Origin of the sequence: Flavobacterium myungsuense (genome assembly GCF_042677265.1) — a bacterium.
Classification (GTDB): Bacteria; Bacteroidota; Bacteroidia; order Flavobacteriales; family Flavobacteriaceae; genus Flavobacterium; species Flavobacterium myungsuense.
The window spans coordinates 17,458-33,678 of record NZ_JBHTIZ010000021.1; the positions used below are offsets into that span (position 1 = coordinate 17,458).

Sequence of the window (16,221 nt, forward strand, 5' to 3'; positions counted from 1 at the left end):
CGTTGTATTTATAATTGTTTATTTTTATAATAATTAATCAACAAATCCACATACTTACTATAACTTTCCATGCCATCTTCTTGCTGGTTGAACTTTAAGAATTGATCGTAAAAAGCATGAAATCCTTTGTCAATAAAAGTGTCGTATTGTTCCCAAAAAGCATCACTTTCTTTGTAGTTGGCTATAATTCCGGGATTTATTTTAGCTTTTAAAATTTTGAATTTCGTTTCGTCTTTCATGCCAATATTAGCCATACAATACCGCAAAGCATTGCTGTAAGCCGAATATTGAAAATACAAATCCTCATTTTTGATACATGCCAAAAACCCAATAAAATTGCACTCACTTTCGCTTGCAAAACCTAATTGATGTGCCATTTCGTGACAAACCACATTGGGAAAACCATACATAGGTAATTTATAATTTACTTGTGATTCATTCGTAAACGGATTCAAATAACCACCAAAACCCATATAGGTCAATGGTAAACTGAACAACGATTTTTTGATACTTCGATTTTGGTATTTAAAAAAAGGATATTGCTTAGCTAAATTATCATAGCCAAGTTGCGTCATTTTAAAAATGCTGACTTGCGAATACTGATTGGTAACTTTTAGGTTTTTATTTTTTGTAATTTCGAATTGTACTGCATTTGTTTTCAGAATTAATTTCTCTGTAAACACCAACAAATCGTCTTTAGTATATTCTCGTTGAATGTTCATTTTCTCGAATAGAGGCACACGATAATAATTCAAAGCCCATAGAAAATGAAATAGAAAGTATCCAACAGAAATAGTACTTGTAATCTTTAGTAATTGGTCTTTCCAATTTGTTTTTCTTATGTTCCAAAGCGAAAGTAAAAGATATACAATACCAATTCCGTACAAAATATCACCAACTGAAAGAGGAATAGTGCCTAAAGCAGTTCGAGAAATTTTCGAAATCCAAACATACAATCCATTACTGTAAAATTGCTCCACAACATTCGGAAAAAACGCAATTATTTTTAAGAAAATAATTTGGAAGAGTAGAAATAGTATAAGAATGTATTTGCGTTTCACGACTTTAATTTTGAAACGTAAATATAATCACAATATCAATTCGTAAAGAAATTAAACTTTGTAACTTTGATGCTCTCAAACATTGAAACTACATAATTATAATGAGCCAAGAAATAAGAAATCTCGAACCAAAAGACCTTTGGAATAAATTTGCCGATTTGAATGCAGTGCCAAGACCTTCTAAAAAAGAAGATAGGGTCATAAAATTTATCAAAGACTTTGGAAATAGTCTTGGGTTGGAAACTTTTGAAGACGAAATACGCAATGTAATTATCCGCAAACCTGCAACAGCTGGAATGGAAAACAGGAAAGCATTGGTGCTTCAAGGCCATTTAGATATGGTGCATCAAAAAAACAATGACACTGTTTTTGATTTCGATAAACAAGGTATCGAAATGTATGTAGATGGTGATTGGGTTCGTGCTCGTGGTACAACATTAGGAGCTGATAACGGATTGGGAGTAGCTATGATTATGGCAATTCTAGAATCTAATGAAATGAAACATCCAGCTATTGAAGCCTTATTTACCATTGATGAAGAAACTGGAATGACAGGAGCTTTGAACTTAAAAGCAGGTGTACTTCGAGGTGATATTTTATTAAATATGGATACTGAAGAAGACGATGAGATTGATATTGGTTGCGCAGGTGGTATTGATGTTACTGCCAATCGTTCTTATAATGAAGAAGAAACTCCAGATGGTTCTGTAGGGTATACCATTACTGTAAAAGGATTAACTGGCGGACACTCTGGAATGGACATTCACAAAGGTTTTGGGAATGCCAATAAAATTATGAATCGGTTGTTGTTTGACGGATTTGAGAATTTTGGTTTGCAAATAGCTGAAATATCTGGAGGAAGTTTACGCAATGCTATTCCTAGAGAGAGTGTTGCGAAAGTAATTGTTGCAGGAATGTATGACGAAGCTTTTGTTTTTGATATGCAAGAAATTATTGGCGATATTAAAACTGAATTCAAAACCATGGAGCCCAATTTGGCTATAGAAATTGCTAAAAGTAACTTACCAGAAAAACTAATGGATTTAGGCGTTCAAGAAGGCTTGCTTCGTTCTATTTATGCGGCTCACAATGGTGTTTACAGAATGTCAGCCGATATGGAAGATTTGGTAGAAACTTCCAATAATATTGCACGAGTACTTGTAAAAGATGGGGAAATCTCCATTCAAAATTTAACTCGTTCCTCTGTTGAAACTTCTAAAATAGATTTGGCGAATAGTTTGCGTTCGGCATACGAATTATTTGGTTGCGAAGTTACTTTTGGCGGAAGTTATCCTGGTTGGACACCAAACGTAAAATCGGAAATACTTGATGTGTTGGTAAATATCTACGAAAAACAAAACAACGAAAAGCCAAAAGTGGTTGCTTGTCACGCAGGATTAGAATGTGGGATACTAGGTGCGAATTACCCAGATATGGATATGATTTCGTTTGGGCCAACTATTCACGGTGCGCATTCCCCAGATGAAAGAGCGTCGATAAAATCATCTCAGAAGTTTTATAAGTTTGTTTTAGAGATATTGGAGAATATTCCGGTTAAAAATTAAATAACAATTTATTTTATTTTCTTCATCGAAAAAGTTTCACTACTTGTTTTTCCTTGCTGAATTCCTGAAATAATTGCAACTAAGCTGTCTTTAGTAATAAGTTTATAAACTATTTTTTTGGGATAATCGTTTTTAGGATTTTCAAAAACGAATTGATTTTGGGTTTTCGAAGTTAATCTAAAATCTAGAGCTAAATCATTGTCTTGACCTTTTACCGAAGAACTATACAATAAAGAATCACTGATTTGTTTGAGTTGAATGGTCTCAAAATGTAAAGTATCTTTTGCTTTTATATAAAATGATTGTCCAGAATAAACACTATCATTTTCTTTTTTCCAAATTTCAAGTAAATTGCCTTTGTCAGAATTGTTTTCCCATGTGCCAATAAGCCAATCAATTTCATTCAATAGATTGGTTTTTTCGCCTTTTTTACAAGATAAAATAGTTAAAAGCAACAGTAAAATTAAACTTATTTTTTTCATAAAGTTTCAAATAAAGATTCAATTCATTTTTTGCAATAGTATGAAAAAAGATTGTAATCTACAGTCAGAAATGCACTTAAAAAAATCTAAAAACTGAAATCTACAATTTGCAATCTTTTTTGTAAATTTGCAATCCAATAAAGGAAAAGAGAAAATGTTAGACAGACTTCAAATAGTAAAGCAACGCTTCGATGAAATTTCGGATTTAATCATCCAGCCAGATGTAATTGCCGACCAGAAACGTTATGTACAATTGAATAAAGAGTATAAAGATTTAAAAGCTTTAGCCGAAAAACGAGACGAATATGTCCTTTTGATGGCAAATATTGACGAAGCAAACGAAATAATCGCTGATGGTAGTGATGCTGACATGACTGAAATGGCCAAGATGCAACTAGATGAAGCAAAGGAGAGATTGCCAGAATTGGAAGAAGAAATTAAGTTTATGTTGATTCCTAAAGATGCCGAAGATGCTAAAAACGTAATGGTAGAAATTCGAGCTGGAACTGGAGGAGACGAAGCCTCTATTTTTGCTGGAGATTTATTTAGAATGTACACTAAATATTGTGAAAATCGTGGTTGGAGAACTTCGGTTGTCGATATGAATGAAGGAACTTCTGGCGGATTTAAAGAAGTTATTTTTGAAGTTACAGGCGAGGATGTTTACGGAACTTTAAAATTTGAAGCAGGCGTACATCGTGTACAGCGAGTGCCACAAACTGAAACTCAAGGTAGAGTTCATACTTCTGCAGCTACAGTTATGGTATTGCCAGAAGCAGAAGAATTTGATGTTCAGATTGACATGAATGATGTGCGTGTCGATTTTTTCTGTTCTTCAGGTCCAGGAGGTCAATCGGTAAATACAACCAAATCGGCAGTACGTTTAACACATATTCCAACAGGATTGGTGGCGCAATGTCAAGACCAAAAATCACAACATAAAAATAAAGATAAAGCATTAACGGTACTTCGTTCTCGTTTATACGAACAAGAATTGGCTAAGAAAGAAGCTGAAGACGCTACTAAGAGAACATCTCAAGTAAGTTCTGGTGACCGTTCGGCTAAAATACGTACTTATAATTACGCACAAGGTCGTGTAACTGATCACAGAATAGGTATGGATATTTTTGATATGGATGGCGTTATGAATGGGAAAATTCAAAAACTTATTGATGAGCTTCAATTGGTAAACAATATGGAAAAATTAAAAGAAGCAAGCGAGATTTTTTAAAGAAAAAGATAATAGACGGATAGACAATAGATGCCATACTGAAATTTAGTTTTGGCATTTTTTTTAACACTTTGTAAACTTTGCGAAAAACTTTGCGGTTAAATACTCAACAATGACTACACAACAACTAATTGAACAAATCAAACTCAAAAAATCTTTTCTTTGTGTCGGGCTTGATGTCGATTTAACTAAAATACCACAGCATTTATTGGAACTCGAAGACTCTATTTTCGAATTCAATAAAGCCATTATTGATGCTACTCACGATTTGTGTGTTTCTTATAAACCGAATACTGCTTTTTATGAAGCCTATGGTATAAAAGGATGGAAATCTTTGCAAAAAACCATCAATTATATCAATGAAAAGTATCCTGAAATTTTTACTATTGCCGATGCAAAAAGAGGAGATATAGGTAATACTTCGACTATGTACGCCAAAGCTTTTTTTGAAGATTTAAATTTTGATAGTGTGACTGTTGCGCCCTATATGGGAAAAGATTCAGTTGAACCTTTTTTAGCTTTTAAAGACAAGCATACTATATTATTAGCTTTAACATCAAACGAAGGTGCCTTCGATTTTCAGACTAAATTTATTGATGGAAATGAATTGTATAAAGAGGTTATTGAAACTTCTAAAACTTGGAAAAATGCTGAGAATTTAATGTATGTTGTTGGAGCAACTAAAGCTGAATATTTTATTGAAGTTCGTAAAATAGTTCCTGATAGTTTTTTATTAGTTCCTGGTGTTGGAGCGCAAGGAGGAAGCCTTTCTGAAGTTTGTAAATACGGAATGAATAAAAATGTTGGTTTACTAATAAACTCTTCTCGTGGAATTATTTATGCTTCCACTCAATCTGATTTTGTTCAAAAAGCAAGAGAGGAAGCATTAAAAATTAAAAATGAAATGGAAGAAATTTTGCGAAACTTTAATTTTTAAGAAATCTATAGGTTTGTATTCCTTTTAAACTTTTAATTTTTATCAAGTAAATCCCTTTTTGATAATTTGAAATATCAAAACTATTTTCTGGTCTATTCAAAATATGGGTTGCAAGTTCTTGACCTATAATTGAATAAATTTTTACTTCAGAGCCCATTGTGTTTTCAGAAACTCTTATGTTTATTTGATTACTAGCGGGATTAGGAAACACAATTATGTTTTCATCTTTTATAGAATTGGATGTAGATAATGCACTTTCTTGATAAACTCTAACATAATCTATTTCCATTGCGCTTTGAGTAAAGTTTGTTGCAACACTAGGCAACATAGCTACATTTAATAAAATATATTGTTGTGCATTAAAAGGCCAGGTTTGCGCATTTTTTTCTGCTGGGTTGTATACATAATGTACATTATTATCAACACTAAAGACCATTTTTTCAGTTGTCCATTCTAGTGCGTAAACATGAAACTGACTTGAAACCGTTCCAATTGTTTGACCTCCTTTGTTTATTGTTGAGCCATAGCTAGACGGAGTATGCATAGCACTTTGTACAAAATTCTGATTGGTACCCCAATGTTCAATAATATCTATTTCTCCGCAAGCAGGCCAGCTTACTGTTCCACTACTACTTGTCCAATAAGAACCAGGCTCTTTAATGTTTTTACCTAACATCCAAATGGCAGGAAATGTTCCGAATCCAGTTGGCATTTTTGCTCGAACTTCTACTCTGCCATATTGAAAAGCAAATTTAGAGTTTAGTCGTGCAGAAGTAAATTGTTTTGTTTGTCCTTGATTGTTAAATGTTTCTCTTTTAGCAACAATTTTTAATGTTCCATCACTAACAAATGAATTGGTCTGGCGATTAGTGTAATGTTGTATTTCCCCGTTAAACCAACTTCCTCCATCTGGAAGCTGTGTTTGTTGAAACCAATTGAGTGGGTTAATAACACCATTTCCATCAAATTCATCTGACCAAACTAATTTATTGAATTTTGGCGCGTTTTCAGAGTAGGTGTAAAGAAAATCATCTATGTATGCTATAACTTTATTAGTATTGTTTTCTCCATTTATTTGAATTAAAACTCTATTGAAATCGTTTCTATATATAGGATTAATTGAGTTTGGATCTAAATTCATATAAGAATCAGTCGCGAAATTAAAGGTTATAATTTGCCACTGATTTAAAACTATAGGTTTAATAATTTCTGATTGTGTTGACCAAGGTTCTGTCAGTGAACCGTTCTGAAGTTTTAAAGAAATCCTATTGGTTTGATTTCCTGTAATTCCAGATGAAGGAACATATATTTTTAAAGAAAATGTACTGTTTGTAGTTAAATTAAAATTAGAGCTTGTGTTAAATTTAATATTAGCATATAGACCACCTATATCCGAATATTTTAAAACCGTTGCCGAATTATTTATTCCTGTTTTAAAAGGATTTACAAATGCTTTGTCCAAAACGCAATCGTCTTCAACCCAACTAGAAATGTTTCCGTTGCCCTCAAAAGTATCAGATAAAGATTGTACTTGAGAATAATTTGAGCTACATATAAATAAAAATGAAAGAAAAAGAAAATTACGCATTGTTTTTTTTTCAAATGTAAAGCTTATTTAGATTAAGATAATAAAAACTACCCATACATTAACTATACAAATGGAAAGTATTTTTAGAATAACTATTATTCTTTTTTCTTTAAAAAATACGATTACTTCATGTAATTGAATGTCTCAAAAGATGGCTTTCAAAAATATAAATGACGATTTAATTGTCTTTTGTTAATCATCTTTTATCTTTACTCAAAATTTATTTAATAAAAAAATGATTAACTACACCATTTACGAAAATGAAACTAGTTCCCAATGGGTAACCTTTGTTCATGGAGCAGGTGGTAGTTCATCTATTTGGTTCAAACAAATCAGAGATTTTAGAAAACACTATAATGTTTTACTATTAGATTTAAGAGGGCATGGAAATTCAAATGCACAAATTAAAAATGCTTTTAAAGGGAAGTATACGTTCCAGTCTATTGCAAATGACGTTTTGGAAGTTATAGATCACCTAAAAATTGAGAAATCACATTTTGTCGGAATTTCATTAGGTACTATTCTGATACGTCAATTGGCTGAGACAAATCCCGAGCGTGTTCAAAGTATGATTCTTGGCGGAGCTATTCTTAAAATGAATTTTCGTTCACAAATACTAATGAAATTGGGAAATATGTTTAAATATGTTTTGCCGTATTTAGTATTGTACAAGTTTTTTGCTTTTGTAATTATGCCAAATAAAAATCATAAACAGTCTAGAATATTGTTTATTAATGAAGCTAAAAAGTTATATCAAAAAGAATTCATAAGATGGTTTAAACTCACTGCCGAAATTAACCCAATCCTAAAGTGGTTCCGTCAAGTAGAATTAGGAATTCCTACTCTTTATGTTATGGGTGAAGAAGATTATATGTTTTTACCATCAGTAAGGAAAGTTGTCGAAAGACATTATAAATCTTCGCAATTATTTGTCATTGAACAATGTGGTCATGTTGTAAATGTTGAACAACCAGATGTTTTTAATAAAAACGTTATTTCTTTTATTCAAACTATTCAATAAAAAAAGCCAATACCCTAAAGTATTGACTTTCTCTTGACTAATTCTAAACAAATAATAAAAACCTTATTACATCACAAATGTGATAATTATTAATGAGTTATATTGTTAATGGTTTGTTATTTATATGTTTGTGTTTTGTTAAGTTTTTTTCTATTTTTTGTCTTGCAGTGCGAATACACTTTTTAGTAAATCTGAATTTCTTGAAGTTAGTTTTTCTCTAATATTTTTTTCTTCAACTGCAATCATTTTAAAAACACCGTCCATAGCTTTTTTTGTTACATAATCTGTTATGTCTGGGTTTACTTTCAAAATAAATGGAATTGTATTGTATTTATTAATTATTGATGCCCAAAGTACATCTGCTCCAACTTTTCCTACTGATTCCTGAACTACTGGATTGAATTTAGCATACAAATCTTTATCAGTAGCTGTTTGTAAATAAGTCGTTGCAGCATTTTCTTTTCCTAGTAGAATACTTTTCGCATCAGAAATAGTAATGTCTTTAATTGCAGTTACAAAAATAGGAGTTGCTCCTTTTACGGCATCTTCAGCAGCACGGTTTAACGATTTAATTCCATCGTCAACCAAGCTTCCCATTCCTAATTTCCTTAAAGAAGCATCTACTCTTTGTAATTCTTCTGGCATACTAATTTTAACCAAATCATTTTTATAAAAACCATCCAATGCAGTTAATTTCGAAACTTGTTCGCTTACTCCTTTGTTTAAGGCTTCTTTTAATCCATTACTAATATCTAAAGCCGAAGTTGGAGTGACAGCTTTAGTAATTGCTTCAATTTTAGGGACTTTAATTTTACTTTTTTTTGCTTTTGCTTTTGTTTGGCCAATACATAAAAAAGGTGCTAGAAGTATAAGTAAGAATAAATTTTTCATAAATAAATTTTTAATTTTAAAAACAAAGATTGTGCCGTGATTAAGAAAATATAACGGTTTTGTTACTGTAAACCATAGTTTTTCTTTCGGCATGAAGTTTAATTGCTCTTGATAAAACGATACGTTCTAAATCTTTACCTTTCATTATAAAATCTTCAATAGAATGGCTATGAAAAACGCGAGTGATATCTTGCTCAATGATTGGACCTTCATCTAACTCTTCAGTTACATAATGACTGGTAGCTCCAATGATTTTCACGCCTCTTTTAAACGCAGAATGATAAGGTTTTGCGCCAGGGAAGGCAGGCAAAAAAGAATGATGAATGTTAATGATTTTGTTTTTATAAAGCGAAATTAATTGGGGAGTTATAATTTGCATGTATCGAGCTAAAACTATAAAATCGATATCATATTGTTGCAACAATGCAATGTGTTGTTTTTCACCTTCTATTTTATTGTCTTTAGTAAATGGAACATGGTAAAACGGAATGTTAAATCGATCGGCAATTGGTTTTAAATCCTCATGGTTGCTAATAATTAAAGGGATTTCTAAGTGTAACTCCCCTGCGCTATAACGACCTAAAATGTCAAATAAACAATGTTCGTATTTTGAAACAAAAAGAGCCATTTTTGGTTTTTGATCTTTATTATACAATTGCCATGACATATCAAAATCATTGGCTATTGATTCTTGGAAATTGGTTTTAATTGATTCAACATTCCAGCTTTCATTCATTAACTCGCATTCCAAACGCATAAAAAACACATTTTGGTCAACATCAACATGCTGATCGATGTAAGTGATATTCCCCTCTACTTTTAAAATAAAATTGGTCACTGCGGCAATAATTCCTTTTTGATCTTTACAGTGAATAAGTATTGTAATGTTTCGCATCGTATTTTATTAAATCAATCCCTTTTTATGTGAGATTAGGTAATTTGTTATGATTTTTTTTCAAAACTAATCTTATTTTTTGTAAAAAAAAGCTTGGTATAGATATTTTGCGTTTTATCTAATTTTATAGGATGATTTTTTTTTAATTTCCGTAAATTGCCGTACAAATTCTTACCTACTCACATGGAGCCTCAAACGCCTTATATTCCTAAAAATAAAGTCCGAATTGTAACTGCTGCCTCTCTTTTTGATGGCCATGATGCTGCCATCAATATTATGCGAAGAATTATTCAAGCTACGGGTGTTGAAGTGATTCATTTGGGTCATGATCGAAGTGTTGAAGAAGTGGTAAATACAGCCATTCAAGAAGACGCTAATGCTATTGCTATGACATCCTATCAAGGTGGTCACAACGAATATTTCAAGTATATGCATGATTTGCTAAAGGAAAAAGGAGCAGGTCATGTAAAGATATTTGGTGGCGGTGGCGGTGTGATTTTGCCAACTGAAATTTTAGAATTACACAAATACGGGATTGAACGAATTTATTCTCCTGATGATGGTCGTGCAATGGGATTGCAGGGAATGATAAATGATTTGGTACAACGTTCGGATTATCCAATAGGCAATAAATTAAATGATGAGATAGCTCAAATAGAAGAAAAAAATCCAACTGCTATAGCGCGATTAATATCAGCTGCAGAGAATTTTCCTGAAGTAGCCAAACCGGCTTTTGACGTTATTCATGATAAAAATAAAACGAATGAAATTCCAGTTTTAGGAATTACAGGAACTGGTGGAGCAGGAAAATCATCTTTAGTTGATGAATTAGTACGACGATTTTTAATCGATTTTCCAACAAAAACCATCGGATTAATATCTGTCGATCCTTCAAAAAGAAAAACAGGTGGTGCGTTGTTAGGCGACAGAATTCGTATGAATGCCATTAATAATCCTAGAGTTTATATGCGTTCGTTAGCAACAAGACAATCTAATTTGGCTTTGTCAAAATATGTAAATGAAGCTGTAGAAGTTTTAAAAGCGGCTAAATACGATATCATTATTTTAGAAACTTCGGGAATTGGGCAAAGTGACACCGAAATAATTGAACATTCTGATGTTTCTCTTTATGTTATGACACCTGAATTTGGCGCAGCAACTCAATTAGAGAAAATTGATATGTTAGATTTTTCCGATTTGGTTGCGTTGAATAAATTTGACAAACGTGGTGCTTTAGATGCGATTCGAGATGTTAAAAAACAATACCAACGCAATCATAATTTATGGGATATAAATCCTGATAAAATGCCGGTTTTTGGAACAATAGCATCGCAGTTTAACGATCCAGGAATGAACACACTCTACAAATCTATTATGGATAAAATTGTAGAGAAAACAGGAGCCGATTTAAAATCTACTTTTGAGATTACGCGAGAAATGAGCGAGAAAGTTTATGTTATTCCGCCACATAGAACCCGTTATTTATCTGAAATTGCTGAGAATAATAGAAAATACGATGAAACTGCTTCAACGCAAGTTGAAGTCGCTCAAAAATTATATGGAATTTATAAAACCATAGAAACCGTTTTTGGAAGTAAACCCAATTTAACCAAAGCTGGAATTGACCACAATCTTGTCATTCCGACGAAGGAGGAATCTCATCAATTTATGAATTTACTTCTTGCCGAATTCGACAGAGTAAAAATGAATCTCGACCCCTATAATTGGGAAGTAATTCTAAATTGGGATGAAAAAGTAAATAAATATAAAAATCCGTTTTACAGTTTTAAAGTTCGAGATAAAGAAATTAAAATTGCAACACATACCGAAAGTTTATCACATTCTCAAATTCCGAAAATTGCATTGCCTAAGTACCAAGCTTGGGGTGATATTCTAAAATGGAATTTGCAAGAAAATGTTCCTGGAGAATTTCCTTTTACCTCTGGATTGTATCCATTTAAGCGTGAAGGAGAGGATCCTTCTAGAATGTTTGCTGGGGAAGGTGGGCCAGAACGAACCAACAAGCGTTTTCATTATGTAAGCGCAGGATTGCCTGCCAAACGTTTATCTACGGCTTTCGACTCAGTTACTTTATACGGAAATGATCCTCATATTCGTCCTGATATTTACGGAAAAATTGGGAATGCAGGCGTTTCCATTTGTTGTTTAGACGATGCCAAAAAATTATATTCAGGTTTTGATTTGAGTCATCCATTAACTTCGGTTTCCATGACCATTAATGGACCTGCGCCAATGATACTTGGGTTTTTCATGAATGCGGCTATCGACCAAAATTGCGAAAAATACATTGATGAAAATAATCTTCAAGATGAAGTTGAAGCAGTCATAAACGAAATATACAAGACAAAAGGAACGACTAGGCCAAAATACCAAGGCGAATTACCAGAAGGAAACAATGGTTTAGGTTTGATGCTTTTAGGTGTAACAGGAGACCAAGTTTTGCCAACAGATGTTTATAATGGTATTAAAATTAAAACATTAGCGCAAGTTCGCGGAACGGTTCAAGCCGATATTTTAAAAGAAGATCAAGCACAAAATACCTGTATTTTTTCTACAGAATTTGCGCTTCGTTTGATGGGAGACGTACAAGAATATTTCATCAAGCAAAATGTTCGTAATTTCTACTCGGTTTCTATTTCGGGTTATCATATTGCAGAAGCAGGAGCGAATCCAATTACACAATTGGCTTTCACTTTAGCAAACGGTTTCACTTATGTGGAATATTATTTGAGTCGTGGCATGAATATTAACGATTTCGGACCCAACTTATCGTTCTTTTTCTCTAACGGAATTGATCCTGAATACGCCGTAATAGGTCGTGTAGCACGTAAAATTTGGGCAAAAGCCTTGAAAAATAAATACGGAGCCAACGAAAGAGCGCAAATGTTGAAATATCATATTCAAACTTCAGGGCGTTCGTTGCATGCGCAAGAAATTGATTTCAACGATATTCGTACCACTTTGCAAGCATTGTATGCCATTTATGATAACTGTAATTCATTGCACACGAATGCTTATGATGAGGCGATTACAACACCAACTGAAGAATCGGTGCGAAGAGCCATGGCAATTCAGTTGATTATTAATAAAGAATTAGGTTTGGCTAAAAACGAAAACCCTATTCAAGGGTCGTTTATCATTGAAGAACTAACTGATTTAGTCGAAGATGCTGTCTTAGCTGAATTCGACCGAATTACAGAGCGTGGTGGCGTTCTTGGTGCTATGGAAACCATGTACCAACGTTCTAAAATTCAAGAAGAAAGTTTGTATTATGAAACGTTGAAACACACAGGTGAATTTCCAATTATTGGTGTAAACACCTTCTTGAGTTCTAAAGGTTCCCCAACCGTTATTCCAGCTGAGGTTATTCGAGCTACCGAAGAAGAAAAGCAATATCAAATTGATATGTTGAATAATTTACATAAAACAAGTGCCGAAAAAGTAGTAGAACAGATTGTTATTATTCAAGATGCCGCCATAAATAACCAAAATATTTTTGAAAAATTAATGGATGCGACTAAAGTATGTTCGTTAGGACAAATAACGAGTGCTTTGTTTGAGGTTGGTGGTCAGTATAGACGGAATATGTAATTTTGAATTAAAATTGAATTGCTGAAGTAAAGAAATGACCAAAAAAATAGTTGTAGTTTTTATTTTAAATTTCACTTCTTATCTTCTGAATGGACAAGTTGCTGGCTGCACAGATGTATTGGCTAAAAATTATAATCCACTAGACACTGTCAACGATGAAAGTTGTCGATACAAACCTAAGGCTATAAAGCCTAAATTTTCAGTTGTTTTAGATAAGTTACTACTTGAAACATCGGGTTTGATTTTTTGGAACGGTTTGCTGTGGACGCATAATGATGATACCGATACCCATTTGTATGCCTTAGACACTTTGTCGGGAGTTGTTGGAAAGAAAATTCAATTGAACCGTGTTACAAATAGGGATTGGGAGGAAATAACTCAAGATAGTGTCTATATGTATATTGGTGATTTTGGCAACAATTACAAAGGCAACAGAAAAGACCAGAAAATACTGCGAATTGAAAAACAATCTTTGCTTTTGAGTCAACCCAAAATTGACACTATTGCTTTTCAATATCCTAAGCAAACGGATTTTAGCCTTCAACGTTCTAATCGAACTAATTTTGATTGTGAAGCAATGATAGTATATAAAGATAGTTTGTATTTGTTTACTAAAGAATGGAAATCAAAAAAAACAAGTCTGTTTTCTATACCCAAAGTACCAGGAAATTATTTTCCGAATTACAAAAAAACTCTCAATATTAAAGGTTTAATCACGGGAGCCACTAATTTTAAAAATCAAAAACTGATTGTTTTGTGTGGGTATAGTAAGAAGCTAAAGCCTTTTCTTTATTTGTTATATGATTTTAAGGACAACGATTTTTTCTCAGGAAATAGAAGAAAAATTAAAATAAAACTTCCTTTTCATCAAATAGAAAGTATTACCACTAATAATGGTTTACATTATTATTTAACAAATGAAAATTTCACCAGAAAGCCGATTGTTTCAAATCCTCAAAAATTACATGTGTTTGATTTAAGTTTTCTTTTGAAACCCTACCTGAATTCATTAAAAAAATAAAGGCTGCCTAAAATGACAGCCTTTAAATTATTTAAAAAGTATAAATAGTTACTGAATTTCTCGAGTAGTAACTGTAGCAATTTCTTGATTACTTATAATTATTTCATGTTTTACTTTTTTCAAACTAGTTTCTACCACAAAATAGTAAGTTCCTGAGGGAAATTCTTGTAGATTGTAAATTCTAGAAACTCCTTCTTTAGCAGTTGCTATTTCTGAGTAAATTAAATTATTTTCCACATCGTAAATAGAAACCGTTGCTTTATTTACTCCGTTAAAAGAAACTTTTATTTCTTTTTCATTCCCTTTTCTAACAATTAAGAAAGAGTTCTCTTCTGATGCATAAGTACCCATTGATGTTAATACAAATGCAAATACTATACTTAATTTTATGATTTTTTTCATGATTTTTGTTTTAAAAATTAATTTATTTTAAACTTGTTTTTTAGCTTTTATTAGTAATTATAAGGTTGCTAAAACTCCTTTTTTGTTTTCAATAGTTACTTTATAAACTTCAGAAATTGCTTTTTTTGATAAAGAAGCAATAAAGTCAGAAACAACAATCTCGTATTTCACTTTTTTTACATCATTTTCAGCAATTAAGAAATACTTTCCGGCTGGAAGCTCGTCTAATTTGTAGGTTCTTAATATACCTGTTTTTCCTGAAGCATTTTCTGAATAAATCAAATTATTATCTTCGTCATACAATGCCAAATTAATTTTTTTGATTCCGTTTAAAGAAAATCTAATTTCTTTTTCGTTCCCTTTTTTTACATAAAGTAAAAAATCCCCTTCTTGTGCATATGTCTGCATAGTAGTCAAAGCTACCAATAGTACCAAACTTAATTTTAAAATCTTTTTCATAATCGAATGCTTTAAATTAATAGTTATTATTAACAGGACAAATCTAAGTCAACAATATTGATCTTAATACGTCTGTATTTTCCAATATGTTTGCTATTTTAACATTGCTAAAACGATATAGGTTAATTATTGGTAATTCAACACACTTATATGCTAATTTTGCATATATTTAAATGTAGTACTATGATAACATTAGCCCCTTCATTAGAAATTATAGCACCATCTTATGGTAGCTCTTTTTATTTTTCTAAATACGATGAAAATGCGAATATAAAATCGCATCTATGGCATTATCATCCTGAAATTGAGTTGGTTTATGTAAACGGAGGTAGTGGTAAAAGGCAAATAGGAAGTCATATTTCGTATTATACTGATGGCGACCTAATACTTATAGGTAGTAATTTACCTCATTGCGGATTTACAAACGACCAGACAGGTAACAAAAATGAAACTGTAATTCAGATGAAACCAGATTTTTTGGGTAATGATTTTTTTGAAATACCCGAAATGCATCATATTCAAAATCTTTTTATTCAAGCTAAAGCGGGAATCGCTTTTCATGGAGATGTAAAAAAAATTGTTGGAGAAAGAATTGAAGCAATGGAGATTCAAAGCCCCATAGATAGATTATTAACAATGATATCCATTTTAAATACTTTAGAGCGTTCTAAAGAATATACGATTTTAAATGCTGATGGATTTTCTATCGAAATGCAAGTTCAGGATAATGATAGGATTAGTACTGTTTTTAATTATGTAAAAGATCATTTTCAGGAACCTATTGCATTAGAAGAAGTAGCCAATTTGGTTAGTATGACCATTCCATCTTTTTGTAGGTATTTCAAGAAAATTACTAATATGACATTTACGAGTTTTGTAAATGAATACCGTTTGGTTCATGCCTCTAAACTGTTAGCGGAGAAGCCAATAAGTATTTCTGAAATTTGTTACGAAAGTGGCTTTAATAATTTTAGCCATTTTAATAAATCATTTAAAGCGTACACCGGGAAAAGTGCTTCGCAATACCGACAGGAATTAAAAACAATAATTAAATAA

General features: G+C 32.1%; 14 protein-coding genes. 7 read left to right on the plus strand and 7 right to left on the minus strand.

Going from position 1 to position 16,221, the window contains the following annotated elements:
- Positions 1-8: 8 nt before the first annotated feature.
- Positions 9-1,061, minus strand: coding sequence for a DUF3810 domain-containing protein (locus ACFQ0S_RS07460; RefSeq protein ID WP_379753329.1), 1,053 nt, complete (start codon positions 1,059-1,061; stop codon positions 9-11).
- A gap of 101 nt (positions 1,062-1,162) precedes the next feature.
- On the opposite strand from ACFQ0S_RS07460, the gene ACFQ0S_RS07465 reads away from it, so the two are divergent.
- Complete coding sequence (locus tag ACFQ0S_RS07465) at positions 1,163-2,626, plus strand: aminoacyl-histidine dipeptidase (RefSeq protein WP_379753326.1); 1,464 nt, start codon at positions 1,163-1,165, stop codon at positions 2,624-2,626.
- An 8-nt stretch (positions 2,627-2,634) separates the two neighbouring features.
- Here ACFQ0S_RS07465 and ACFQ0S_RS07470 read toward each other — a convergent pair whose 3' ends face one another.
- A complete protein-coding gene (locus ACFQ0S_RS07470) occupies positions 2,635-3,108 on the minus strand; it encodes a DUF6265 family protein (RefSeq protein WP_379753323.1) in 474 nt (157 codons plus the stop codon).
- Between the two features lie 154 nt (positions 3,109-3,262).
- Between ACFQ0S_RS07470 and prfA the strand changes: the two genes are divergently transcribed.
- Together prfA and pyrF are read left to right on the plus strand one after the other, a co-directional pair.
- Entirely contained in the window at positions 3,263-4,339 is a 1,077-nt protein-coding gene (prfA, locus tag ACFQ0S_RS07475; protein ID WP_379753392.1) for a peptide chain release factor 1, read from the plus strand.
- 112 nt (positions 4,340-4,451) lie between these two features.
- Positions 4,452-5,276 carry an orotidine-5'-phosphate decarboxylase gene (gene pyrF, locus ACFQ0S_RS07480; RefSeq protein ID WP_379753320.1) on the plus strand — a complete coding sequence of 275 codons (825 nt, stop codon included), beginning with the start codon at positions 4,452-4,454 and terminating at the stop codon, positions 5,274-5,276.
- Here the strand turns inward: pyrF and ACFQ0S_RS07485 are convergent.
- On the minus strand, positions 5,266-6,864 hold the full coding sequence (locus ACFQ0S_RS07485) for a family 16 glycosylhydrolase (RefSeq protein WP_379753317.1): 1,599 nt from the start codon (positions 6,862-6,864) through the stop codon (positions 5,266-5,268). The two genes, pyrF and ACFQ0S_RS07485, sit on opposite strands and share 11 nt — an antisense overlap.
- Positions 6,865-7,099: 235 nt before the next feature.
- Here ACFQ0S_RS07485 and ACFQ0S_RS07490 point away from each other — a divergent pair, with 235 nt between their 5' ends.
- The gene (locus ACFQ0S_RS07490) at positions 7,100-7,885 is read left to right on the plus strand and encodes an alpha/beta fold hydrolase (RefSeq protein ID WP_379753314.1); all 786 of its coding nucleotides are present in this window, start codon (positions 7,100-7,102) and stop codon (positions 7,883-7,885) included.
- 150 nt (positions 7,886-8,035) lie between these two features.
- On the opposite strand, the gene ACFQ0S_RS07495 is transcribed toward ACFQ0S_RS07490, so the two are convergent.
- Together ACFQ0S_RS07495 and purU are read right to left on the minus strand one after the other, a co-directional pair.
- A complete protein-coding gene (locus ACFQ0S_RS07495; RefSeq protein WP_379753312.1) occupies positions 8,036-8,776 on the minus strand; it encodes a DUF4197 domain-containing protein in 741 nt (246 codons plus the stop codon).
- Positions 8,777-8,816: 40 nt separating this feature from the next.
- On the minus strand, positions 8,817-9,671 hold the full coding sequence (gene purU, locus ACFQ0S_RS07500; RefSeq protein WP_379753309.1) for a formyltetrahydrofolate deformylase: 855 nt from the start codon (positions 9,669-9,671) through the stop codon (positions 8,817-8,819).
- A gap of 183 nt (positions 9,672-9,854) precedes the next feature.
- Between purU and ACFQ0S_RS07505 the strand changes: the two genes are divergently transcribed.
- Positions 9,855-13,283, plus strand: a complete 3,429-nt coding sequence (locus tag ACFQ0S_RS07505; protein WP_379753390.1) for a methylmalonyl-CoA mutase family protein — start codon at positions 9,855-9,857, stop codon at positions 13,281-13,283.
- A 34-nt stretch (positions 13,284-13,317) separates the two neighbouring features.
- Positions 13,318-14,304 (plus strand): T9SS C-terminal target domain-containing protein, encoded by a 987-nt coding sequence (locus ACFQ0S_RS07510; protein ID WP_379753306.1) that lies wholly within the window; start codon positions 13,318-13,320, stop codon positions 14,302-14,304.
- Positions 14,305-14,352: 48 nt separating this feature from the next.
- Here the strand turns inward: ACFQ0S_RS07510 and ACFQ0S_RS07515 are convergent, their stop codons facing one another.
- Together ACFQ0S_RS07515 and ACFQ0S_RS07520 are read right to left on the minus strand one after the other, a co-directional pair.
- Positions 14,353-14,706, minus strand: a complete 354-nt coding sequence (locus ACFQ0S_RS07515; RefSeq protein WP_379753304.1) for a secretion protein — start codon at positions 14,704-14,706, stop codon at positions 14,353-14,355.
- A 57-nt stretch (positions 14,707-14,763) separates the two neighbouring features.
- On the minus strand, positions 14,764-15,165 hold the full coding sequence (locus ACFQ0S_RS07520) for a secretion protein (protein ID WP_379753301.1): 402 nt from the start codon (positions 15,163-15,165) through the stop codon (positions 14,764-14,766).
- A 183-nt stretch (positions 15,166-15,348) separates the two neighbouring features.
- On the opposite strand from ACFQ0S_RS07520, the gene ACFQ0S_RS07525 reads away from it, so the two are divergent.
- Positions 15,349-16,221 carry an AraC family transcriptional regulator gene (locus ACFQ0S_RS07525; protein WP_379753299.1) on the plus strand — a complete coding sequence of 291 codons (873 nt, stop codon included), beginning with the start codon at positions 15,349-15,351 and terminating at the stop codon, positions 16,219-16,221.

What these genes read in the sequence shown, in the direction of transcription:
- ACFQ0S_RS07520 (WP_379753301.1), bottom strand. Translation starts at nt 15,165, where the DNA reads ATGAAAAAGATTTTAAAATTAAGTTTGGTACTATTGGTAGCTTTGACT.
- ACFQ0S_RS07490 (WP_379753314.1), top strand. Translation starts at nt 7,100, where the DNA reads ATGATTAACTACACCATTTACGAAAATGAAACTAGTTCCCAATGGGTA.
- ACFQ0S_RS07505 (WP_379753390.1), top strand. Translation starts at nt 9,855, where the DNA reads ATGGAGCCTCAAACGCCTTATATTCCTAAAAATAAAGTCCGAATTGTA.
- ACFQ0S_RS07485 (WP_379753317.1), bottom strand. Translation starts at nt 6,864, where the DNA reads ATGCGTAATTTTCTTTTTCTTTCATTTTTATTTATATGTAGCTCAAAT.
- ACFQ0S_RS07470 (WP_379753323.1), bottom strand. Translation starts at nt 3,108, where the DNA reads ATGAAAAAAATAAGTTTAATTTTACTGTTGCTTTTAACTATTTTATCT.
- ACFQ0S_RS07465 (WP_379753326.1), top strand. Translation starts at nt 1,163, where the DNA reads ATGAGCCAAGAAATAAGAAATCTCGAACCAAAAGACCTTTGGAATAAA.
- ACFQ0S_RS07510 (WP_379753306.1), top strand. Translation starts at nt 13,318, where the DNA reads ATGACCAAAAAAATAGTTGTAGTTTTTATTTTAAATTTCACTTCTTAT.
- ACFQ0S_RS07495 (WP_379753312.1), bottom strand. Translation starts at nt 8,776, where the DNA reads ATGAAAAATTTATTCTTACTTATACTTCTAGCACCTTTTTTATGTATT.
- purU (WP_379753309.1), bottom strand. Translation starts at nt 9,671, where the DNA reads ATGCGAAACATTACAATACTTATTCACTGTAAAGATCAAAAAGGAATT.
- ACFQ0S_RS07515 (WP_379753304.1), bottom strand. Translation starts at nt 14,706, where the DNA reads ATGAAAAAAATCATAAAATTAAGTATAGTATTTGCATTTGTATTAACA.
- pyrF (WP_379753320.1), top strand. Translation starts at nt 4,452, where the DNA reads ATGACTACACAACAACTAATTGAACAAATCAAACTCAAAAAATCTTTT.
- ACFQ0S_RS07525 (WP_379753299.1), top strand. Translation starts at nt 15,349, where the DNA reads ATGATAACATTAGCCCCTTCATTAGAAATTATAGCACCATCTTATGGT.
- prfA (WP_379753392.1), top strand. Translation starts at nt 3,263, where the DNA reads ATGTTAGACAGACTTCAAATAGTAAAGCAACGCTTCGATGAAATTTCG.